Origin of the sequence: Robertmurraya sp. FSL R5-0851 (assembly GCF_038002965.1) — a bacterium.
GTDB classification, from domain to species: Bacteria; Bacillota; Bacilli; order Bacillales; family Cytobacillaceae; genus Robertmurraya_A; species Robertmurraya_A beringensis.
This window is the reverse complement of the sequence record NZ_JBBOOE010000001.1, coordinates 4666273-4688895: the sequence shown is the minus strand read 5'-3', so window position 1 is coordinate 4688895 and position 22623 is coordinate 4666273. Positions and strand designations below refer to the sequence as shown.

The following is a 22623-nucleotide window of genomic DNA, read 5'->3' as shown; positions in this document are numbered from 1 at the left end:
AGGTAGAAGGGACTCCTTCTACCTTTTTAACATGGAATATGCTTTTGGTTTTTCACATCATAAAGTCCTTGAGCGGTAAGTTTAATCTCTGGAATGACGGGTAGAGATAAGAAGGATACGGTTAAGAACGGGTTGAAGCCTTCACCTACACCAATTTCTTCGAGTGCAAAGGTTAGCTTATTTAAGCCAGCGTACACTTCTTCATATGTGCCCATTGAAAGAAGGCCAGCAATAGGGAGGTGTAGAGAGGCCAACACTTCTCCATCTTTCACAACCACAAGTCCGCCCTGCATTTCTTTTATTTTTTGAGCAGCAAATAAGATATCAGAGTCGCTAGTTCCAGCGACCACTAAATTATGTGAGTCATGAGCAACTGTTGATGCAATCGCTCCATTTTTCAATCCTAATCCTTTTACGATTCCTACACCAATTTCGTTCGTATAATGATGCCTTTCAATGACGACCAGCTTGCATTGATCTTTTTCAAACGATGGTACAAAACAACCTGTTTCATTTACCATTACTTCTTCAATAAGATGATTGGTTACAAGGCTGTTTTTATTGATTTCTATAATATTTGCTTTGTTTTCAATAATAGGAAGATGTAATGCCTCTTCGGTAAAATCATGAAAACAAACGGTATTAACATATTCAGAAGAGATATCTACTTCCTCATTTTCTGGGAAATAAATTAATTGCCCATGTTCAACCATAAGATTTCCATCTTTAAATACATGGGAGATGCTTACAGATTCTAGATCATCTAGCAGTAAAAAGTCCGCGTCATATCCTGGTGCAATCGCTCCTTTTTCCTGTAAACCAAAGCATTCAGCTGTATTAATGGTAGCTAACTGAATAGCCGTAAGGGGGTCGAGTCCTTCTGAAATGGCTAATCGAACATTGTAATCAATACTACCTTCATGAAGGATATCATCAAGATGCTTATCGTCTGTGACAAATAGACAGCGTCTAGCATTTCGTTCATTCACAACAGGAAGTAGCTTCTTTAAATCTCTAGCCACGGTGCCTTCTCGAATCATCAGGTACATCCCGCGGCGCAAACGAGCCATCGCATCTTCTGCCGTGGTACACTCATGGTCGGTACGCACACCAGAAGTCATAAAGACATTAATGTCCATATCGCTCAGACCGGCAGCATGACCATCAATTTTTGCGTTTAACCGCTTTGCTTCATATAGCTTATTTAACATCGATTCTTCCGCATTTTTCACAGCGGGAAAATTCATCACCTCTGCTAAACCGAGCACTCTTGGATGGGAAAACAAGGGGGACAAGTCCTCAATCTCAAGTGTGGCACCCGCTAACTCAAAGCTAGTGGCAGGTACGCAGGAAGGAAGCATAAAATAAAAATTGAAGGGGAGATTTTCCGATGTATCTAGTAAAAGTTGAATGCCTTTTACACCCAGTACATTGGCGATTTCATGAGGATCGGCAACAATAGTGGTCACTCCTTTTAGAAGCTCAACCTTCGCAAATTCCTTCGGAGATACCATTGATGATTCAATATGAACATGACCGTCCAGAAAAGCAGGGCATACATATCGGCCGCCTGCATCAAATTCCTTTTTACCAGAATAATGCCCTACACCAACGAAGGCACCATCTGTAATAGCAACGTCACCTTCATAAATTTCACCGGTAAATACATCAATAATCTTGCCATTTTTTATAACAAGATCAGCCTCTATTTTCCCTGAGGCTGCTTCAATACGTTGTTTTAGTTTGTTTTTATCCATACTCTCCTCCTAGAGTGTCTAAAAGAGACTAGTATTCTGTTTTGCCAGAAGATACTTCCCACATTTTAAAAGGTAGATTATACTCGCCAACCGTAATTTGATTCATCATAATCGTTCTATCTTCAATTGGCAAGCTAATTTCTTCATAAATAAAGTGATCATCAAAGCCAATTTGAGCTGCTTCCTCTTTCGTACACGCATAATAGACGGCCTTTGGTCTCGCCCAATAAATCGCTCCGATGCACATCGGACACGGCTCACAGCTTGTATAAATCTCACAATCTGTCAGTTGAAAGCTGCCTAAATAGGAGCAAGCTTCACGAATCGCTTGAACCTCTGCATGGGCAGTAGGGTCATTGCTGCTGGTGACCTCATTTTTGCCTTTACCGATAATTTCCCCGTCCTTAATCACAATTGCCCCAAAGGGACCACCATGATTACTTAACACATTTTCACACGCTAACTTAATCGCTTCATTCATAAAAAATACTTTTTCCAATAGAATCACCTTTTCTAGTGAGATTGAGTAAAAAACTAACCTTTGTAAAAAGGTTAGTTTCTTTTGGGTGGAGGGATTAAAGAAGCTTCATATAATAGGTGGGTTTATTTCTGTATTATATGTATGTTTGAATATTCTGTCTGTTATGTTGTGATATTTTTTAACAACAAAAAAAGCTCTTCCCTGGAAAAGGTAGGAGCAACTTGTCAGATTATTTACGTTGAGTTAATTTGGTGTTATTTTATAGGTACAAAGAACCAATAGATTCAAATCACTTGAAATATGTTTACATTATTATTTCTAAAAAATAAGGAGTATAGAAAGGGGATTGATGAATAAAAATAATATAAGGGAGTAAGAAGAATTTACGCTGTTTTTAATATAATATTTACCTAACATTACCTAGTGTGAAATTTACATAAAACCTCTTTTTTTTTCATTTTTTTTAGTGTACACTACTAGTAAATAAGTAATGTTTATTACAGAGTCTTTTTCATTAGATAAGGGCGCGAAGAAATATGACTTGTACGTGGGCACCTGAGTCATATCGAGCGATTGGTGCAACCGACCTTTACAACTACATTCCATAGAATGAGCTGTAAAGGTTTTTTTATTCCCAAATTTAAGAAAAACCTCTCGAAAAAACATAAAAAATTAAAAGGGGGACCTTTCTTCATGTTAAAATCATTAAAGAAGAAAATGAAAGACCAAGCTGGTTTAACACTAATTGAACTACTTGTTGTTATTGTTATTTTGGGGATTATTGCTGCTGTTGCGATTCCGATGGTGATGAATAATAAGAATGATGCATTGATTAATACAAACAAACAAAATCAAACAGTATTACAAGATGCTGTTAATAGATACTACACAGTTGAGGGTTCGTATCCTTCAACAATTGATGGGTTGGCTCCAAAATATATTGATTCTATTCCTAATTGTGCAGAGGGTGGTACTGGATTCGCTCTTAATGAAGGGAAAAATAAGGTTACAACAACTTGTAAAGTAAACTAATCTATGAGTTGCCGTCGTCTTTAAAGGCGGCGGCAGTTTTAAATTATAAATAAAAAGGGGCTGAATGTATGCTCATAATAGATCTAATAGTTATTATACTGTCCCTGTTATTCGGAAGCTTCTTCAACGTAGTAGCTATCCGCCTACTAAAAAAAGAATCCATCTCCTACCCACCATCCCACTGTACCTCCTGTAATCACAGGCTAGGTTTCTTTGACTTATTTCCTCTATTTAGTTATCTATTCTTAAAAGGTCGTTGTCGTTATTGTAAAGAAAAAATCTCTCCTTTATATCCATTAGGAGAAGCTATGACTGCCATTATATTTTTTGTTGTTTACAAAGAAATAGGGCTTACTTTTGAACTAATTCCTGCCATCCTATTATCAACATTATTAATTCTTTCTGTTTTAACAGACATCCGTGAAAAATTGATTTTAGACGTCATTACTCTTCCTAGTATTGTAGTTCTTGTCATTGTGCGTATCTTTATAGGGGAAGAACCATTTTTAACATACTTAACAGGCGGTGTGGTAGGTTTTGGTTTGCTCTTGTTGCTTGCTGTTGTTAGCAAAGGCGGCATGGGTGGTGGTGACATTAAGCTATATGCAGCTATTGGAGTGGTACTCGGCCCAGCACTGACTGTAATGAGCTTGGTTTTAGCTTCATTTGTAGGAGCTGTTGTTGGGATACTATTAATCGCGTTTAAAATTGTTAAACGTAGAGAACCGATTGCTTTTGGGCCGTCGATTATGATTGGAACATTAGTGGCTTACCTGTACGGAGAGGATATTTGGACTTGGTATAGCTCATTACTCCTATAAGGGGCAGATAAAAATGAACAACGAAAAGGGAGTCACATTAATCGAATTATTGATCTCTGTTGTTATTGCTGGAATGGTGATTGTACCGTTGCTCTTAATTATGACGGGTTCATTTACCAGGACGGTAGAGCAAGGTGAAGACACGCAATTGAACTATTATGGTCAACAAATTATGGAGATTATCCGTGAAAAGGGGTACATAAGCGGAACCTCCCCTACACAATATTATTGCCAAAAAGATCAGGGCTGCGGCACCGCTACTATAGCTAACTATGATGCGAAAGTAACAATTACAGTAAATCCGGTTACGTATAGTGCGATTGAGTTCTTTGAAGTAACAGCAAAAATAGTATCAACTGACTCTTCTAGTTTAGAACTTGTCACGGTGGTGAAAAAGCAGTGAGAAATCAAAAGGGTGTAACACTAATTGAGTTACTCATTGTCATTTTAATTATGGTAAGTATCTCCGCACTTGCCTTTTCCCTGTTTAGCTATGGGACTAAAATGGAACGAGCAGTAGCAAAGGAAAATGAACTCCAGCGTGAGGCTCGTTTTATTATGGAAACGATCTCGAATACGGTGAGAGATGGAAATGAGATTAACAGTAAAATTGTTTACTCTAATGGTGAAATAAAATTAGTATCAGGAACTGTGTTATCCAAGAATGTTAAGAGCTATACGGTTACTGAACAGTTAGTAGAAGGTGGAACGAAAAAAAGATACAAAGTGACACTAGTATTAGAAAAAGGTGATCACGAGTATAAGGTTTCAACAGAAGTCTTTAATGATGCACAAAAAAGAGTTAGGTATTAAGTGGTCGATGGGGGATGAACATGATACAAAGATCAAAAGGTAACGAATCAGGAGCAGCATTAATGATTGTTCTCTTTATTGTTGTCCTTGTTAGTATCGTTGGAACAGCCATGTTATCGACCACTACTTATGGCCTTCAAAATGTTGTTAAAACAACGAAGGAACAAGAGGAATTTTATCGGGCAGAAGGTGCGATTGAAATTGTCTTGTCTGAGATGAGTAATTATAAAAACTCCAGCACAGGAAATAGTGGCCCTTTTGCCTATTTGAAGGATATTACAAATAATACGAAAACCTATCAAATTGGTGAAAAAAATGTACAGGTAAAAGTTACAACAAACCCAACAAACATAAGTTCCATCACACCAAATTCAAATATGCAAACGGTGAAAGTAACCTTACAGGCAAGCTATGCAAATGCGAACCAGTCAAAAGTTGTCCGAAATATAGATTTTGATGTTAACGTGAGTGCAGATGCATTAACTAAAACAACAACAGCATACGGTTATGTATCTCCGGGACATTTTATTGAAAAGGACCAATTCAAGGAAGGTCTTCGGATGTCCATTGCTTCAATTGATTATAACAAGGTTATTGCGGATCTAGGGATTAATTGGAATAGCTACACAACTTCAATTGGGCCTAATGAAATTAAAAAGGGTGACATATACACTTTTCCAAAAGGAATTACAAAATTCTCTCAGATCTCTATAAGTGGCGGTGGAGAAACCATAATTATTCCTAAAGGCGCCATTGTATATGTAAAAGATATAACGATTGGTGGAAGTGGAAACGCAGTAACTCAATTAGTCATTGAGGGTGTATTAATTGCAGAGTCAATTACACACAATGGAAACTCGGTAGTAACAGTAAATAGCGGTTTAATAGCAAAAAACTATAATGGGACAGCACACTTTGAAGTAAATGGAAGAGGGGAAGGCATGGAATGTTCTGACATTAAAAATGTTTGTTCCATTCTTAATGGGACAGCTTCATCAGATAAATATTCATCTAGTCTAGATTCAGATACGATCAATTTCTCAACCAATCGATAAATCAACCATAGAAAGAAGGTGCAACATGTTCAACTTCAAGAAAAACGATACATTCTCGGGCATAGACTTCCGCGATCAGTACCTAACTACTGCGAAGGTAAAAATCCAAAACAACAATCCTGTTTTACTTGATATAGATGTCATCAATACAAAGAATTCCATAATAGAAAATTCAAGAATATCCGATGTAAAAAGTATAGCCGACTTGTTGAAGGAGAAGGTGTTGGACAAGCATGTTCATCTGGCCTTTCCAACACAAAACATCATTGTGAGACGAATTACCTCGCTTCCTGATTTAAAGGAAGATGCGCTTGCGAAGCTTCTTCAATACCAAGTAGGGGAAAGTATTCATCTTCCGTTTGAAAAATCTATTTATGATTTTGTGAAGATCGGGACGATTAAGGCGGAGCCAGACGAGCAGATGGATATTGAAAAATTGACGGCTGTGGAGTTTGCTTCTGAGTTAAGAGAGATGGCAACCGATAAAGCGGATATTCTGTTTTTTGCGACATCATTACCATTATCTGAGGACCTATTGGAAGTGAGTATTCAAGCAGGTTTGAAGCCATTGAGTGCGGAGATTCGCGGGACGGCATTACAGCGATTGATTTCACATACAAACCCTGAGTGGTTGCATGATACCGAGATGGTTGTTGATTTGTCTAAGGAATCCATTGATATTCATATTTTCGCCAATGGTACCATTGCCTTTTCAAGAACCATGACAGTGGGAGCAATGGAGATTGAACAGGAAGATTTATTTTCAACCAGTGATGTGTTGCCCTTTGATGGATTTGTAGAAAATTTAGTAGAAGCAGCTGCTTCTGTTGAGGAATCTGCTCTTTATGAAGAGACCTATATTAATGATGTGGTCACAGAAATAGAAAAAGCACAAAACTTCTTTCGATTCTCTTTAAGCAAGGGAAATAGCCATTTTAAACGAGTCATTGTTACCGGGAAAAACGCTTGTCAATTTGTATCTGTCCTATCTGATCGTCTTGAGGTAGAAGTAGCGGATATTGATTTTTCAAAGATTGTCGCGAACAATTTCCATAAAAAAGACCTATTGAATTCAACAAGCGTTGCGATTGGACTAGCTCTTAAAGGAAATGAAACCGTAAAGAAGAAGTGGAAAAAGTAATGGTGGTAGATAGGAGAGATCGTAGTGAACTTTAGCATTGATTTATTGCCACAGGAGAGGAGAAACAGGTTAAATAGATTGCCGTATTTACTGGGTGCAGCAGGCTTGTTTCTTGTGATCTCCGCATTACTCATTATTTTATTTATTATGGTGAAAAGTTCGGTACACGAGCTGGACGAGAAAGTTGCAAAAAGTACGGAAGCGAGAGATACGGTGTTAGCGGAGATTACGGCCCGTCGAACGGGTGTGACAGAATATAATTTCGTAGATAAATATAATAAAATTCATGGATTTTTAAATGGGATTTATAAAAACCCAATCACCATAAAAGAAGATCTATACCAGTTTCTACCCGAAGGTGGTTCCGTCTCCAACTATACCTTTGAAAACACGGGTGCACTAACCATGACGGTTATGTTCCCAACCAAAGATGCAGCGGCAACCTACCTTCAGCAGTTGTTAGAGGCTGATTTTGTGACAGAGGCAAAGGTGACGAGTATTAGTTTAAATACGGAGACCAATTTGTACGAAGCATTTTTTGAAGCAACTGTTGTGACGTTAGAAGGTGAGCAGCAATGAAATTAGAGAGTTTGCTAAAAGAAAAGATACTAATTATTGCGATCGCGATATTGGTTTTATTTTGTGGGATCTTTTACTGGGCTATCTTACGACCAATTGCTGCAGAAAAAGCAGTAAAGGAAGCGGACTTACAAAGAATTGAAGCTGACACGACCAGCTATGAAAAGGTGCTCCAATCGTTAGAGCCACAAACGATGACCGAAGCCGAAAAGCAGGAGTTATTTCAAGGAATTCCTGGACGTCCAAATATAGAACAGGTCATCAAAGATATTGAAAAAACAGAAGGAGAAACAGGAACATCGGTTTCTACTATCTCTTTCCAAACGGAGTCAGACGAAGAGGCTCAAGCTGAAGCGACAACTACCGCTGATGGAACGGTTGAGCAGGATCAGTGGAGTACCTTATTTCCTGAATCGATCTACAAGCTTCTTGAAGAAAGAGTAAGTGAAGTTAAGGAGTTTACGGTTTCTTACAATGATGTGCAAATCTCATTGAATGGCAGTGATGAAGACATCAATGAGTTCGTGGATAAGCTTGAACATTTGCCGAGAGTGTTTCATATACAGAATGTCACATACTCTTTAAATTCTGAAAAGGGTAATATGGATGCAACCATCTCTGCACGAGTGTTTTATTGTGAAGCCTTTCAACAGATATTGGAATAACTAATGAACAAAAGGAGAGCAAACGAATGGCACTTAAGCGAAAGCGTATAGGCGATTTGCTTATTGAAACAAATGTAATTACAGACGAGCAATTAATGGATGCCCTGCTTCAGCAAAAAAGTTCTGGTTTGCGTCTCGGTGATCAATTAGTTGCGATGAATATCGTGGATGAAGACACGATTATTCAAGTGCTGGAATTTCAGCTCGGCATTAAAAAAGTGAATTTGTATGAGCTTGAGATTGATCGAAAGCTCATTAATATTATAGATGAAGAGTTAGCGAGAAAGTACCAGCTGCTTCCGCTTAAAAAGACGAATGATAGATTGCTAGTGGCGATGGTCGACCCACTCGATTATTTTGCGATTGACGATCTTCGCTTGAGCACCGGCTTCAGGATTGAGCCAGCGATAGCAAAGAGGCATGAAATTCAAGTAGCATTAAATCGTTACTATGGCATGCAAAAATCGATTGATAAAATGATTGAGGATATGCCATTAAACGAGGATGACGAAGGCTTTTTAGAAGCGCAGCAGTCGGATGATTCCCCAGTCGCGAAAATGGTGAATCAGCTTTTGAGCCAGGCGCTTCAAGTTGGGGCTAGTGATATTCATATTGACCCGCATGAACACGAAACGCTTATTCGTCTTCGTGTGGATGGGGTTCTGCGAACAGAGCGTACCCTCCCGAAGAACATGAACAATGTTCTTGTCTCAAGAATCAAGATTATGTCCAAGCTGAACATCGCTGAAAAGCGCCTTCCACAAGATGGTCGATTTAAAATGGAGATTGATATGAGAAATATAGATTTACGTGTATCAATTCTTCCAACCGTGTTCGGGGAAAAGGTTGTTATGCGTTTGCTGGACACAGGAAACGTTGTTCTCGGAGTTGAAAAGCTTGGTTTTTCAGAGAGAAACGAGGCCAATTTCCGAAAAATGATTAGCAATGCTTATGGAATCATTCTCGTTACTGGTCCTACAGGGTCAGGAAAATCCACCACCCTTTACACGGCATTGCAAAAGCTAAATACTGATGAAGTGAACATCATCACGGTTGAGGATCCGGTTGAATATCAGATCCGAGGAATTAATCAAGTTCAGGTAAAAGCGAATATTGGTATGACGTTTGCGGCGGGACTTCGCTCCATTCTCAGACAGGACCCGGATATTATCATGCTGGGTGAGATTCGTGATACAGAAACCGCGGAAATTGCTTTGCGGTCAGCCCTAACTGGTCACCTTGTATTAAGTACGCTTCATACGAATGATTCTGTTTCTGCGGTTAGCCGATTGATGGATATGGGGATTGAACCCTTCCTCGTGTCTTCAGCTGTGACTGGGGTTGTGGCACAGCGTTTGGTACGGAAAATATGTAAAAACTGCGCCAGCCCGTATGATCCAACACATGAAGAAAGAGAAGTGTTCCAATCAAGAGGAATGGTAACGAGCAACTTGAAAAAGGGGAAAGGTTGCTCGGTATGTAATAACTCAGGCTATCGCGGACGTATGGCCATTCATGAGACGCTCCTCATTGATGATGAGCTACGCAATATGATTACACAGAAAATGCAGGACTCTGCTTATCGTAAGTACGTAAACACAAAAGGCTTCGTATCGATGTTTGAGGACGGACTGGAAAAAGCTGCACAAGGGTTAACAACTTTAGAAGAGGTTTATCGCGTAACGGTAGAATAATGGGGGAAATTCAAGATGATTCAAAAACTATTATTATTCGCATTTCAAAATGGAGCATCGGATTTACACATTACGACGGCAGTTACTCCTATTGTAAGAATCAATGGGAAGTTAAAGAAGGTAGGAAGCCAAGCTCTCACTCCTAACGAAACAGAGGAAATGGCAAGAGAGCTCATGACTCCAGAGCTGCAGGAGCATTTTGACCAAAAAGGTGAAGTTGATTTTTCCTATGCCTTACCGGGAATCTGCCGCTTTCGTGTGAATGTTTTTAGACAGAGAGGCTCTGTGGGGATTGTTTGTCGTGTGATTAATAGTAATGTACCAAACTTTCTTGACCTTCATCTCCCAGACATTATCAAGGTGTTTGCACAGAAGACACAAGGATTATTAATCGTTACAGGACCAACGGGAAGTGGGAAGTCCACGACGCTTGCGTCCATTGTTGATTTTATAAATGAAAATATGAGCAAGCATATTTTAACGCTAGAAGATCCAATTGAATACTTGCATAAGCATAAAAAAAGCATCGTGAATCAGCGGGAGATTGGGTTGGACTCTAATTCCTTTGCGATCGGTTTACGAGCGGCACTACGGCAGGACCCTGATGTGATTCTTGTGGGAGAGATGCGAGATCTTGATACGATTCGTACAGCGATTACAGCTGCTGAAACAGGTCATCTGGTTCTGGCAACTCTCCACACATCCGGTGCAGCCCAAACGGTGGATCGAATCATCGATGTGTTTCCAGCTGAGCAGCAACAGCAAATCCGTACCCAGCTTGCAGGTACTTTAGTGGGGGTTGTCTCCCAACGATTATTGCCTGTTGCCAAAGATGACGGAAGAAGAGCGGCTATGGAGATTTTAGTGAATAATCATGCGGTTGCCAATTTGATTCGCTCTAATAAAATTCATCAAATTCAATCCATTTTGGAAACCAATAAAGCTCTTGGTATGCAAACGATGAATATGTCAGTCAGAGAGCTTGTTCAAAGTGGGACTATTACCAAACAAACGGCTGATGAGTTTATTCCGAATTGGGATGCTCATCAGTAATCATGGACATTACGCGCTATAGGCGGTGAAATCATGCAATTTAAATACAAGGGAATTCACTCCCTTACCGGCAAAGAGCAAAAAGGAAAACTCATGGCTGCCAATCAAGCAGCAGCAGCAGAGGAGCTTGAACGTAGAGGCTTATATATTGCTGAGCTAAAGGAAATAAAAGAATCCATTTTAAATAAGGATCTTAATATAATTATTGGAGCACCTGTAAAAAATCAGGATTTCGTTATTTTTTGCCGTCAGTTAGCTACCTTGCTGAATGCAGGAACGCCGATTGTCGATGCCATCCATCTTTTGTCCGAGCAAGTGTCATCCAAGCCGTTTCAACAAGCATTAAAGACCATTTATCAAGATGTTCGTTCCGGGACATCACTGTCGAAATCATGCTCACTGTTTCCGAAAATCTTTGACCGTATTTTTGTCAATATGGTTCTTGCTGGGGAAACGAGTGGAGACTTAGAAAATGTCATGAACCGGTTGGCGATCTTTTATGAAAAAGATCGGAAGGTAAAGGAAAAGGTAAAGTCAGCGATGGTGTACCCGATTGCTGTTTCCATTGTTGCGGTGATCGTTGTCGTGATCCTTTTAACAAAGGTACTTCCGAGTCTATTAAACAACTTACTATCTGTAGGTGGAGAAATTCCTGTTCCGACGAAAATCGTGATGGCCGCGTCTGATTTCTTGATTCATCAATGGTATATCGCCTTAGGCATTGTCATCTTACTAGTAGTAGGTTTTATTGCCACCAAGCGGAATCCAAAGGGACGATATATGCTTGATTTAATCGCATTGAAGACGCCCATCTTTGGGACATTGTTGCAGAAAACGATTTTAGCTCGTGTATCACGAACGATGGCTTCTCTGTTTGCCAGCTCAGTACCGGTGCTCCAAACCTTAACCATGAGTGCAGAGGTGGCGGGGAATTCAGTTGTTGCAAAGGTGCTGGAGGACTCAAAGAATTCATTAAGACGGGGAGAAAGCTTATCCACTCCGTTAGCAAATAGCTGGGTATTTCCTAAGATTACGACGCATATGGTACGAATCGGGGAAGAAACGGGTCAGCTTGATACGATGTTTGAGAAAATTGCCGAGTTTTATGAAGACGATGTGGAGGAAATGTCTACTCGTTTGAGTGCCATTTTAGAGCCGCTTATGATTGCGGTGTTGGGAAGCATCGTCGGGTTAATCGTAATGGCTGCGATGCTACCGATGTTTTCCATCTATGAAAATTTTAAATAACAGCAAACCCCAAAAAAAGCTGACTCACATAGAGTCAGCTTCAACTTTTACGCCACTCGATTCCAATTCGAAATATCTTCTTCAAGCGGTAGATTGTTTGCCCGTGCTTTTTTCGCCGCTCGGAAGAACATGACCACTAAGACCACAGTTCCGATCAACCCACCAATCCATGAAGTATTCATAGAAAGTCCAAATCCAATTTGGGCATTTAATATATACGTGATCACCATTACGAGCATAAAAATTCCTGGTACGAGTGCAATATAGTAGTTCTTTTTCGCGATGTAAAGGTACATGGCTGCCACGAATAAAGCAATAACAGCTGTGGACTGGTTAGCCCAGCTGAAGTATCTCCATAATAAGTTGAAATCCATTTGAGTTAGAACGGCAGATACTGCAAATAATGGGATAGCAATCCATAAACGGTTGCTCAGTTTCTTTTGTGCTACATTGATATATTCAGCAATAATCATACGTGCACTACGGAAAGCTGTATCACCCGATGTGATGGGAAGAACGACTACACCAAGGATTGCTAATGTACCACCGATTGCACCAAGTAGTGCAGTAGACGCTTGGCTAACAACAGCTCCAGGTCCACCAGCGGCTAGAACTTCTTGTAATCCTGCATAACCACCATCAAATACGCTCATGGCAGCCGCCGCCCAAATCATAGCGATCACACCTTCTGTGATCATCATGCCATAAAAAATTTTACGGCCTTGTTTCTCGTTTTGTGTGGTACGAGAGATGATTGGTGTTTGTGTAGCATGGAAGCCAGAAAGAGCTCCACAAGAGATCGTAAAGAATAACAATGGTAATACTGGTAGATTATCTGGGTGGAAGTTTGTTAATGATAGTTCAGGAATTGGGGCACCTGTGACAATTAACATAATTCCAACACCTAGCGCACTAATTAGTAGCAAAGCTCCGAAATATGGGTATAAACGTCCAATTAATTTGTCCACTGGAAGTAAAGTAGCTAAAATATAATAAATAAAAATCGCAACGATAATGATTGATAAGGCAACTTTTCCGTCCATCACAACATGTAATAAGCTAGCTGGAGTGGTGACAAACACAGTTCCAACTAGTAAAAGAAGAAGAACCGCAAATCCATTTACGACGTGCTTCATTACTTTTCCTAAGAAGCGGCTCGCCAGCTCAGGTAGATGAGCTCCTTTGTTACGGATAGAAATCATACCGGTTAGATAGTCATGAACAGCACCTGCAAAAATACAGCCAATGACAATCCATATGAAGGCCACCGGTCCGTAAAGAGCTCCTAATATCGGTCCGAAAACAGGTCCTGTACCAGCAATATTTAGTAGCTGAATAAGGGAGTTCTTTGGTGTGCTCATTGGCACATAGTCAATGCCATCGTTATTCACATACGCAGGTGTCGCACGATCCGCCTTCACCCCAAAGATTTTTTCAACGAATTTTCCATAAGTAAAGTAACCAACGATGAGTAGGGCAATTCCTGCTAAAAAGGTATACAAACTAATTCCCCCTTATAATATTAATGAATGCGTTTTCAAAAATAATTATAAAAGACAAGAACATTTGTAAGGGGGATTTTGGACTGAAAAGCGGTTTTCTAACATTATCATGTCGTTAACCTGAATTAACCTGCATGATAAGTAGATAATTAGATTTCAAGTCTTGCTCGGAGTGCTTTCACGTAGTTTCTACTTACGGATAGAAGCTCCTTTTTTCCTTCAAGTTCTAGCTGATAAGCTCCGTTAAACCACGGAGTTAGCCGCTTGACATAGGTTAAATTCACAAGAAAGCTTTTATGAATACGGAAAAAGCCAAAGGGAACGAGCCTTGATTCAAACTCCTTAAGAGGGAGCTTCGTAATGAGCTCATGTTCCTCGGTAACAAGCTTTGTATTCTTCTCATCTCTCACAATATAGTAAACTTCCTTTGGATCAATAAATAAAATCTCCCCGTCTGCTTCAATCGCAAGCTTTCCAGATGTTTTGTTTTGCTCTTTCATTGGGGCCAGCTTTTTTTCTAATCTCAAGATCGTTTCGCGTAGCTGATCCTCATCATAAGGCTTCAGCAAATAATCTAGGGCATCATACCGAAAGGCTTCGGCAGCGAACTCAGGATAGGCGGTAGCAAATACAATATAAGGAGGTTTTTTAAATTCCTTAAGTGCCTTTGCTAACTCCATACCGTTCATACGAGGCATTTCCACATCTAAAAAGATCACATCTGGCTGAAGCTGTAATACCTTCATAAGGGCGGCTTCACCTGATTCTGCTTCCCCAACCACCTGAATGGTTGAAAAGGACTGTAGCAGATGCTTTAGTTCTTCGCGACTGTATGGTTCGTCGTCCACCACCATCACTTTAATAAATGGATCCATTTTCATTCACCTCGCCAATTGGTATTGAAAACTGTATGCTCGTACCTTGTTGTAATATGCTGTTGATTTGTAGGGTTGTTTTTTCACCAAATACAAATGATAGACGACGGTTTACATTGTATAGCGCGACTCCGCTTCCGGTTTCAGATGATATGGGTTGCGCTAATAATTGCTGAATTCTCTCTGGAGGAATTCCTTCGCCATTATCTTCAATGGTGACAAGGATATGTGTTGGTTCTTTTTTAGTCGATATATGGATGTAACAATTCTTCTCTTTATCTTTAAATCCATGCTTAATCGCATTTTCAACAATGGGTTGAAGCGTAAGCGGAGGGATATTTTGCAACAATGTATTTTCGTCTATATCATAGGTGACCGATAATTTATTAACGAATCGTGCTTCCTCAATAGCTAAATAAGCTTTCACATGCTTCAGTTCCTGCTCAAGTGTGGTTAAGCTTTGAGTGGTAACGGACAGGTTTTGGCGTAAAAAATGCGACAGTGAAACGAGTAGCTTGCGTGCCTTCATAGGGTCCAGGCGAATGAGCGACAAAATCGTGTTTAGTGTATTAAATAAAAAATGCGGACTGATTTGTGCCTGCAGAGCTTTGATTTCCGCTTCTTTTGCCAGCTGATACGCACGGTCAACATCCGCTGTTTCTAGCTGGTTACTTAATAATGAACTTAATCCTGATACAAGCTCCATAATCACAGGAGTGATTTCTTTTTCAGAACGAAAATAAAATTTTAACGTTCCGATCGTTTCACCTTGTTGTCGTAATGGCGCAACAACGACAGCACCAAGAGGGCAACTTTTTTCGCGGCAATGGATGGCATTTTTATCAGCAACGATCGTTTCGCCTTTTTGGATAGCAGACTGAGTAATTTGCGTTTGTATAGGGCTCCCGACTTGATGATGATCATAACCAAGCCCCACATGCGCAAGAATTTCTTTCGTATTGGTCATAGAGACCGCACTTGTACGGATTTCATTATGGAGAATATGACAGACGGCTTTTGCTGAATCATGGGACAGTCCATGGCGTAAATGGCTAAGCGTTTTTTCAGCAATACGAAGCGTTTTCTGTGCTTGAATGGCACCCGTTCGCTCCTCTTCATTTATCACACTTTTGATGATGAGCAAAAAGAGTGCGCTTCCAATTCCATTTGCAAGAATCATAGGAACACCGATGATTTCTACAAGTGTCCAAGCTTTTTCAAACGGGCGAGAAATCAGTAATATAATGAGCATTTGAACGGATTCTGCTAGGGCACCGATAAAAAAGGCAGATGGTAATCGAACATGTTTATTTTTGCGGTGAAACAGACCTGCGAGAACTCCAGCAATGATGGCGGCAAGCCCACAAGAAATTCCAGTAAAGCCACCAAGCGTAAACCGGTGGAGACCGGCAATGATTCCTGCTCCAATACCGACCTTATAACCTCCAAGCAACCCAGCAATAACCACGCCTACGACACGTGAGTTCGCAATCGCTTCATCTGGATTCAAACCCGCTGTCCACGAGCTAAAGTGCAAGCTTTCCGTGCTTAATGTTAATCCCGAATAAGTTCCAATAATGCCAAAGAAGCCAAAAAAGAGGATGGCCGTATATCGCTGTTTTCGATCCAGTTGTTCTTGATAAATCATGTCCCGGAAAAAGGGAAACCGTGTTAACACGAACGCAATCGTAACAATAATACCCAACCGTTCGACCATCGTGAGCAATAATTCAAACATGGCGCAAGACCCCTTATCGTGATTACTCTTCAACTTATATTTTAGCAGTTTTGTTGGGTGGGGGGCATTTTTATTTTTAGTTGCTGGGGTTTCAGTGCCCGTTGGGGAGGAAAAAGTAGTTAATCAGTAAGATAGGGACGTTCTAATTGCCCGCAGCGACCCAATAAGTCACCAACCGGTCAAATAGCACATCTCTAATTGCCCACAGCAACCCAAAAGGTCACCAACCGGTCAAATAGCGCCTCTCTAATTGCCCGCAGCAACCCAATAAGTCATCAACCGGTGAAATAGCGCCTCTCTAATTGCCCACATCAACCCAAAAGGTCACCAACCGGTGAAATAGCGCCTCTCTAATTGCCCGCAGCAACCCAAAAGATCATGAACCGGTCAAACAGCACATCTCTAATTGCCCGCAAGCAACCCAATAAGTCACCAACCGGTCAAATAGCGCCTCTCTAATTGCCCGCAGCGACCCAATAAGTCACCAACCGGTCAAATAGCGCCTCTCTAATTGCCCGCAGCGACCCAAAAGATCACCAACTGGTCAAATAGCGCCTCTCTAATTGCCCGCAGCAACCCAATAAATCCCCAACCGGTCAAATAGTGCCTCTCTAATTGCCCGCATCAACCCAAAAAATCATCAACCGGTCATATAGACCAGCCCAAAAATATAAAAATATGAGGTTTGCGCTTCCGCCATCCTGGGTATTTCATTAAAACAAAAAAGAAGCAGCGGATGGTCAATCATCCACTACTCCTTTTTTGGAATATGATCAAATATTTCCTTTGATTCGAGGCTGTCAACAAAACGGTTGAGCCAGTCATAGTAATCTAGTGCATATTGATATTTTTCAATATCTAACACTGCTGAAGCCTTTACTTCGTCACTGGTTTCTGGATTTTCAACAAGAGCACGAAGCTCTTTCAGTGATCTATTAATAGTAGAGATATTAAGGGAGATGCCTGTTCGCCAGCTTGTGGAAAACAGGGCTGAGAAGGATTCGTACCAGTCGTCTGCTGCTTGGTATAAATCTTTTCTTTCACCTTTCTTCCACACTTTTTCTACCATATTTAGTTCTTGAAGCTGTCTAACAGCTGTGCTCATACTCGTTTTGCTCATTCCAAGCTCGTCTTTCATTTCATCAAGAGTCATTGGCTTTTCACTAAAGTATAATAATCCATACAGTCTTCCTACCGAATGGGTAATTCCGTAAAGACTCATATTTTTAGCCATCGAATCAATAAAACGATCTCTTGCTTTCAATAGTTTGTCTTGTTCATTCAAGATATTTTCACTTCCCTGAGCTTTCTATCTATAGAGTATCATATTGAATTTAAAAGTAGAAACGTATTATTTTGGAGGATTATGGAGCATTCAGGAGGAATTTTAACCATTCTACTGTCTGATTTGTACAGTTAAAACTTTACGAACAATATCTACGGAATATACAGAAATTTCGGCTTTGTTAAACACATGACAATCAAGCTACAATAAAAGGGCAGGAAAACTTCAAACTACTCACTCTCTTCGTTTTTCCTCTTATATACAATACACATCTTATCAATCTATAAATCTATCAAATAAATAGAGAAACAAAAAAGGGGTTATAAAATGAATAAAATTCATGTGAAAAATCTCACGAAGGTGTTTGGCTCAAATCCAAAAGAGGGAGTTAAGCGCTTACAACAAGGGCAAAGCAAAGAGCAAATTTTAAAAGAAACCGGCATGACCGTTGGTGTTAAAAATGCTTCCTTTGAAGTGAAGCCAGGAGAATTCTTCGTTCTTATGGGACTTTCAGGAAGTGGTAAGTCGACATTGATTCGCTTAATCAATCGTTTGATTGAACCGACCAGTGGAGAGGTTCTCATTGATGGTGAAGATATTACAAAAATGAATAAAAATGATCTGATGCAAACAAGAAGAAAAAAGCTATCAATGGTGTTTCAAAAGTTTGCTTTGTTTCCACATCGGAATGTACTAGAAAATGTGGCGTATGGTCTCGAAGTACAAGGAGTAGAAAAAAGCGTTAGAGAAGAAAAAGCTCGTAAATCTATTGCGGATGTTGGGTTAGAAGGATATGAAAATAGTTTTCCTGATCAACTGAGTGGTGGAATGCAGCAACGAGTGGGGCTTGCGAGAGCTCTTGCGAATGACTCTGATATTCTTCTTATGGACGAAGCGTTCAGTGCACTTGATCCCATTATTCGTAAGGAGATGCAGGATGAGCTTCTTCAACTTCAAAGTAAGCTTGGAAAAACGATTCTCTTTATCACACATGATCTTGATGAAGCGCTGAAACTTGGCGATAGAATTGCGATTATGAAAAATGGAGAAATCGTTCAAATTGGAACGGCTGAAGAAATTCTTGAAAATCCAGCGAATGAGTATGTGTACAACTTTGTTGAGGACGTGGACCGTTCGAAGGTACTCATGGCTTCTAATATTATGAAAAAGCCTGACGTCATCACAACATGGAAAGATGGCCCAAGGGTAGCGATGAAGAAGATGGAGGATGCAGGCCTCTCAAGTATTTTCGTAGTAGATAAGGATAAAAACTTAAAAGGAATTTTAACGATCGATGCGGCCATCAAAGCCTATAAGGAAAACAAATGGGTGGAAGATGTGCTAGAGTCAGATTTCCATACGACTGCTCCTACTACTCCACTAAGTGAACTGATTGGTATAGCAGCGGAATCAAGATATCCTATCGCTGTTGTGGAGGAAAACAAGTTAGTAGGAATTATTGTTAGAGTTTCGATCCTTTCGGGACTTGTGTTAGGGAAAGAGCAAAGCGAGGGGATGAAAGAATGAACTACTTTACATTACCGTTAGAGGATTGGACGAATAATTTTGTTTACGACTGGTTGATTCCGGTCATGGGTGGCTTTTTTGATTCAGTCAGCTCCATTATCTCTTTTTTCATCAATGGCGTGGCTGATTTATTTCTTATGATTCCAGCTGAAGTCATTGCTATATTATTGATTTTATTAGCTTGGAAACTTGCTGGAAAAGGAATTGCTATTTTTACTTTAATCGGTACTTTATATCTTGGTTCCGTTAACCTGTGGGAAGATGCGATGTTAACCTTGGCCGTTGTGGTTGTAGCAACCGTCTTTTCCATCATCATTGGTTTACCATTAGGGATTTTAACTGCCAAATATGCAGTTTTAGATAAAATTGTTCGTCCAATATTGGACTTTATGCAAACTTTACCGAGCTTTGTGTATTTGATACCGGCTATTCTGTTATTTGGATTAGGTGAAGTTCCAGCGGTTATTTCAACGTTTGTGTTTGCGACTCCGCCAGCGGTTCGTATGACAACCCTGGCTATTAAACAAGTGCCTGAAGATATGGTCGAAGCAGCTAGGGCTTTTGGATCCACTTCATGGCAAATGCTTGTAAAAGTGCAGCTACCTGTTGCTATCCCAACGATTATGGCAGGGGTAAATCAAACGATTATGTTGGCCCTATCCATGGCAGTTATTGCATCTATGATCGGTGCACCTGGTCTTGGTTCAACCGTATTAGCAGGAATATCGAGCGTTAATGTTGGATTAGGTTTGGTTGGTGGATTAGGAATTGTTGTGTTAGCTATTATCCTAGACCGTATTACTCAAGGTTTAGGTAATAAAAATAAAAAATAGTCAAGGAGTGGGGAAGATTGAAAAAACTAAAGGTAAGCTTATTATTACTACTGGCCTTCATTTTACTTGTAGGTTGTAGCAGTGGAGCAAGTACTTCCGGAGAAGCTGGAGAAGACAGCAAAAATGTCACCATTAACTTTGGGGTAACACCGTGGACGAGTACAATCCCACCTACAAAGGTTGCCAAGCTTCTTCTTGAAGACATGGGTTATACAGTTAAAGAAACAAATGCTGATGCTGGTGGAGTATATACGGGTCTCTCAAAAGGGGATCTGGATGTATTTATGGATTCATGGCTTCCAGTCATGCATGCGAACTATATGGAGCAGTTTGGAGATAAACTTGAAGATACAGCAGTAAGTTATACAGATGGAGAGCTTGGTTGGGTCATTCCAACGTATGTTGAAGGAATTGAGTCTGTAGAAGATTTAAAGGGCAAGGAAGATTTATTTGGTGGGAAGGTTTATGGAATTGAAGAGGGTGCAGGAATGAGTGTAACCTCTAAAAAAATGATTGAAGAGTTAGGGCTGGATTTTGAATATGTAGCATCAAGTGAAGGCGGTATGTTAGCTCAAGCACAGCGTATCATGGCGAAAGAAGAGCCTGTTCTTTTCCTTGGCTGGAGACCACATCCAATGTTTGCTAACTATGATTTAAAGGTACTACCAAGTCCAGAAGGATACTTTGATACATCAGAAGTTCACGTGATTACAAACAATGAGTTAAAAGATAAAGCACCAGAAGCATATGAATTATTAAGCAACTGGAGCATGAATGTATCTGATATTGAAAAGATGATTGTTGAAATTGAAGATAATAATCGTGATGCGGAAGAAGTAGCACAGGAATGGATTGATAACCATCCTGATGAAGTAAAAGCAATTAAGGGTGAGTAATTTCTGGTTGAAAGGCTGACAATTCAAAGTCAGTCTTTTTTTGTGAAAAAAAGTGTAGATTTACACCTTGTATACTTGGTATAATATACCTGAAATGGAACTTATAGTGTATTTTAGGGGGATGAATATGAAGTATAGACGTAGAAATACCACGGCTTTCACCGTACTAGCTTACTTTACTTTCTTTGCAGGGGTATTTCTTTTTAGTATCGGTCTTTATAATGCTGATAGCCTTGAACTAAATGAAAAAGGGTACTATATCGCTGTTATGATCTTAGTGGCTGTAGGAGCAATCCTGACACAAAAAGTAACAAGAGACAATGCAGAGGATAACGAAATTCTCGCAGAACAAGAGCGTCAGCGTTCACATTCGAATAGTAGTGAGTAAGAAAGGGGGAATGACACTGGTCATTCCCTCTTTTTCCCTAGTTAATAGCCTGTACACTTTTAAAATTTATGAATCTAATGTAAAGAGAATGTAAATAAAACACTGGTTCGCTGACAGTGAATAGTATGTAGAAAGGTGGTTACTTTTTTGGACACTAGCGAGTTAAGACAGATGGTTGAGAGCATTACGGTAAACAATCTAGAAAATCAAGATGTAGAAGTTATCAATAATAGCCCTCTTCAAATGATCGGGAAGGGGCGACAGGGAGCTGTATTTCATTATACCGACGATGTATGTGTCAAGGTATTCGGTAATGAAGAGGATTGTGAGAGGGAGTATGAAGCATTATCTATGGGACAGCATACAGGTTTGTTCCCTAAGGTGTATGATCATGGACCTCTTTTTATTGTTATGGAAACCATTAAGGGAATTGATTTGAGGGAGTACTTACAATCACACCCGTTAACAGAAGAGTTATCAGCAAAACTTATAGAAATGCTGATTATTTTTAAAGAAATCGGCTATGAGAGAATCGATCATCATAAGAGACAAATTTATCTCCAAGCAGATGGCAGTCTCCGGGTCATTGACGTAGCAAGGACGATTTGGCGTGACCGGGTATATCCATATCCTCGCAAACTATTAACCTCTTTAGGAGAAACTCATAGGGAGACATTTCTATCTCATGTTAAGGCTTTTTCTCCAGAACTTCTCGAGGAGTGGAGCTATTATATGCGCATGGAAGAGCTGGCCAGAGAAATTTACCCTTTGCTATTAGAGAGTGGAAAAACGAAGAAAGTGGTTAAGGATCTTAGTAGTCGCCTGTTGACGAAGGATGAGAAGGAAAATGCTAACAATCTCGTTAACTTAATGCACAAGGTTTTTAAAGAAGAATGGGTAAAAACAATGTTAGCTAGAGGGCAAAACCCTGATGAAGTGATGCAGAAAATTGACGAGCACTGGGATGCACTAGAGCAGAAACAGCAACAACCGGTAGTAGAAGAAGAGTCAAATAAAAGACTAGAAAAAATTGATTTTAGCGAAATCCAACGTATTATTAATGGACTGAATAAGCCAGACAAAAAAGAGAAAGATGACAAGAAAACCAAAGAGGATAAAAAGAAGTTTGAAAAGGCTTCGCCAGCTGAGAAAAGCAAAATGTTAAGACAGGAACTAACCTCCCTATTAATGCAAAAAATCATGGATAACAGTAAAAAGGGCAAAAAGTAAGGAGAGTTAT

At 39.9% G+C, this 22623-nt stretch carries 22 protein-coding genes and 1 riboswitch; of the genes, 16 read left to right on the top strand and 6 right to left on the bottom strand.

Annotated features, from left to right (window positions below):
• Positions 1-26: 26 nt before the first annotated feature.
• Together ade and MKX65_RS23875 are read right to left on the bottom strand one after the other, a co-directional pair.
• Positions 27-1757 carry an adenine deaminase gene (gene ade, locus MKX65_RS23880; RefSeq protein ID WP_340906061.1) on the bottom strand — a complete coding sequence of 577 codons (1731 nt, stop codon included), beginning with the start codon at positions 1755-1757 and terminating at the stop codon, positions 27-29.
• A 28-nt stretch (positions 1758-1785) separates the two neighbouring features.
• Positions 1786-2238, bottom strand: coding sequence for a nucleoside deaminase (locus MKX65_RS23875; protein ID WP_445677959.1), 453 nt, complete (start codon positions 2236-2238; stop codon positions 1786-1788).
• 513 nt (positions 2239-2751) lie between these two features.
• Positions 2752-2835: riboswitch (cyclic di-GMP riboswitch) on the top strand.
• Positions 2836-2931: 96 nt separating this feature from the next.
• Between MKX65_RS23875 and MKX65_RS23870 the strand changes: the two genes are divergently transcribed.
• The 11 genes from MKX65_RS23870 (at position 2932) to MKX65_RS23820 (ending at position 12339) form a co-directional block, all read left to right on the top strand.
• Positions 2932-3270, top strand: coding sequence for a type II secretion system protein (locus MKX65_RS23870; RefSeq protein WP_340906059.1), 339 nt, complete (start codon positions 2932-2934; stop codon positions 3268-3270).
• A 68-nt stretch (positions 3271-3338) separates the two neighbouring features.
• Positions 3339-4091 (top strand): prepilin peptidase, encoded by a 753-nt coding sequence (locus MKX65_RS23865; protein ID WP_340906058.1) that lies wholly within the window; start codon positions 3339-3341, stop codon positions 4089-4091.
• Between the two features lie 13 nt (positions 4092-4104).
• Positions 4105-4494: a type IV pilus modification PilV family protein gene (locus MKX65_RS23860; RefSeq protein ID WP_340906057.1), complete on the top strand. Its 390-nt coding sequence runs from the start codon at positions 4105-4107 to the stop codon at positions 4492-4494.
• Positions 4491-4904: a prepilin-type N-terminal cleavage/methylation domain-containing protein gene (locus tag MKX65_RS23855; protein ID WP_340906055.1), complete on the top strand. Its 414-nt coding sequence runs from the start codon at positions 4491-4493 to the stop codon at positions 4902-4904. The genes MKX65_RS23860 and MKX65_RS23855 overlap by 4 nt, the downstream gene beginning before the upstream one ends.
• 20 nt (positions 4905-4924) lie before the next feature.
• Positions 4925-5959 (top strand): hypothetical protein, encoded by a 1035-nt coding sequence (locus tag MKX65_RS23850; RefSeq protein ID WP_340906054.1) that lies wholly within the window; start codon positions 4925-4927, stop codon positions 5957-5959.
• 25 nt (positions 5960-5984) lie between these two features.
• Complete coding sequence (gene pilM / locus MKX65_RS23845; protein WP_340906053.1) at positions 5985-7100, top strand: type IV pilus biogenesis protein PilM; 1116 nt, start codon at positions 5985-5987, stop codon at positions 7098-7100.
• A 24-nt stretch (positions 7101-7124) separates the two neighbouring features.
• Positions 7125-7679 carry a hypothetical protein gene (locus MKX65_RS23840; RefSeq protein ID WP_340906052.1) on the top strand — a complete coding sequence of 185 codons (555 nt, stop codon included), beginning with the start codon at positions 7125-7127 and terminating at the stop codon, positions 7677-7679.
• The gene (locus tag MKX65_RS23835) at positions 7676-8344 is read left to right on the top strand and encodes a hypothetical protein (protein ID WP_340906051.1); all 669 of its coding nucleotides are present in this window, start codon (positions 7676-7678) and stop codon (positions 8342-8344) included. Before MKX65_RS23840 ends, MKX65_RS23835 begins: the two co-directional genes overlap by 4 nt.
• Positions 8345-8370: 26 nt before the next feature.
• Positions 8371-10038: a type II secretion system ATPase GspE gene (gene gspE / locus MKX65_RS23830; RefSeq protein ID WP_340906049.1), complete on the top strand. Its 1668-nt coding sequence runs from the start codon at positions 8371-8373 to the stop codon at positions 10036-10038.
• 15 nt (positions 10039-10053) lie between these two features.
• The gene (locus MKX65_RS23825) at positions 10054-11091 is read left to right on the top strand and encodes a PilT/PilU family type 4a pilus ATPase (RefSeq protein ID WP_160545942.1); all 1038 of its coding nucleotides are present in this window, start codon (positions 10054-10056) and stop codon (positions 11089-11091) included.
• A gap of 33 nt (positions 11092-11124) precedes the next feature.
• The gene (locus tag MKX65_RS23820; protein WP_340906047.1) at positions 11125-12339 is read left to right on the top strand and encodes a type II secretion system F family protein; all 1215 of its coding nucleotides are present in this window, start codon (positions 11125-11127) and stop codon (positions 12337-12339) included.
• Between the two features lie 47 nt (positions 12340-12386).
• On the opposite strand, the gene MKX65_RS23815 is transcribed toward MKX65_RS23820, so the two are convergent.
• The 4 genes from MKX65_RS23815 to MKX65_RS23800 all read right to left on the bottom strand — a co-directional run bounded on the left by MKX65_RS23815 (position 12387) and on the right by MKX65_RS23800 (position 17742).
• A complete protein-coding gene (locus MKX65_RS23815) occupies positions 12387-13841 on the bottom strand; it encodes a carbon starvation CstA family protein (protein ID WP_340906045.1) in 1455 nt (484 codons plus the stop codon).
• 149 nt (positions 13842-13990) lie between these two features.
• The gene (locus MKX65_RS23810; protein WP_340906044.1) at positions 13991-14716 is read right to left on the bottom strand and encodes a LytR/AlgR family response regulator transcription factor; all 726 of its coding nucleotides are present in this window, start codon (positions 14714-14716) and stop codon (positions 13991-13993) included.
• On the bottom strand, positions 14700-16454 hold the full coding sequence (locus MKX65_RS23805) for a sensor histidine kinase (protein ID WP_340906043.1): 1755 nt from the start codon (positions 16452-16454) through the stop codon (positions 14700-14702). Before MKX65_RS23805 ends, MKX65_RS23810 begins: the two co-directional genes overlap by 17 nt.
• Before the next feature lie 751 nt (positions 16455-17205).
• The gene (locus tag MKX65_RS23800; RefSeq protein ID WP_377057429.1) at positions 17206-17742 is read right to left on the bottom strand and encodes a GbsR/MarR family transcriptional regulator; all 537 of its coding nucleotides are present in this window, start codon (positions 17740-17742) and stop codon (positions 17206-17208) included.
• 324 nt (positions 17743-18066) lie between these two features.
• Here MKX65_RS23800 and MKX65_RS23795 point away from each other — a divergent pair, with 324 nt between their 5' ends.
• From MKX65_RS23795 to MKX65_RS23775, 5 genes are all read left to right on the top strand, one after another.
• A complete protein-coding gene (locus MKX65_RS23795) occupies positions 18067-19266 on the top strand; it encodes a betaine/proline/choline family ABC transporter ATP-binding protein (protein WP_160545937.1) in 1200 nt (399 codons plus the stop codon).
• Entirely contained in the window at positions 19263-20099 is an 837-nt protein-coding gene (locus MKX65_RS23790; protein ID WP_160545936.1) for an ABC transporter permease, read from the top strand. The genes MKX65_RS23795 and MKX65_RS23790 overlap by 4 nt, the downstream gene beginning before the upstream one ends.
• Before the next feature lie 17 nt (positions 20100-20116).
• Positions 20117-20995 (top strand): glycine betaine ABC transporter substrate-binding protein, encoded by an 879-nt coding sequence (locus MKX65_RS23785; RefSeq protein WP_160545935.1) that lies wholly within the window; start codon positions 20117-20119, stop codon positions 20993-20995.
• 127 nt (positions 20996-21122) lie between these two features.
• Entirely contained in the window at positions 21123-21383 is a 261-nt protein-coding gene (locus MKX65_RS23780) for a YiaA/YiaB family inner membrane protein (protein WP_160545934.1), read from the top strand.
• 147 nt (positions 21384-21530) lie between these two features.
• Positions 21531-22613 (top strand): hypothetical protein, encoded by a 1083-nt coding sequence (locus MKX65_RS23775; protein WP_340906040.1) that lies wholly within the window; start codon positions 21531-21533, stop codon positions 22611-22613.
• Positions 22614-22623: the final 10 nt, after the last annotated feature.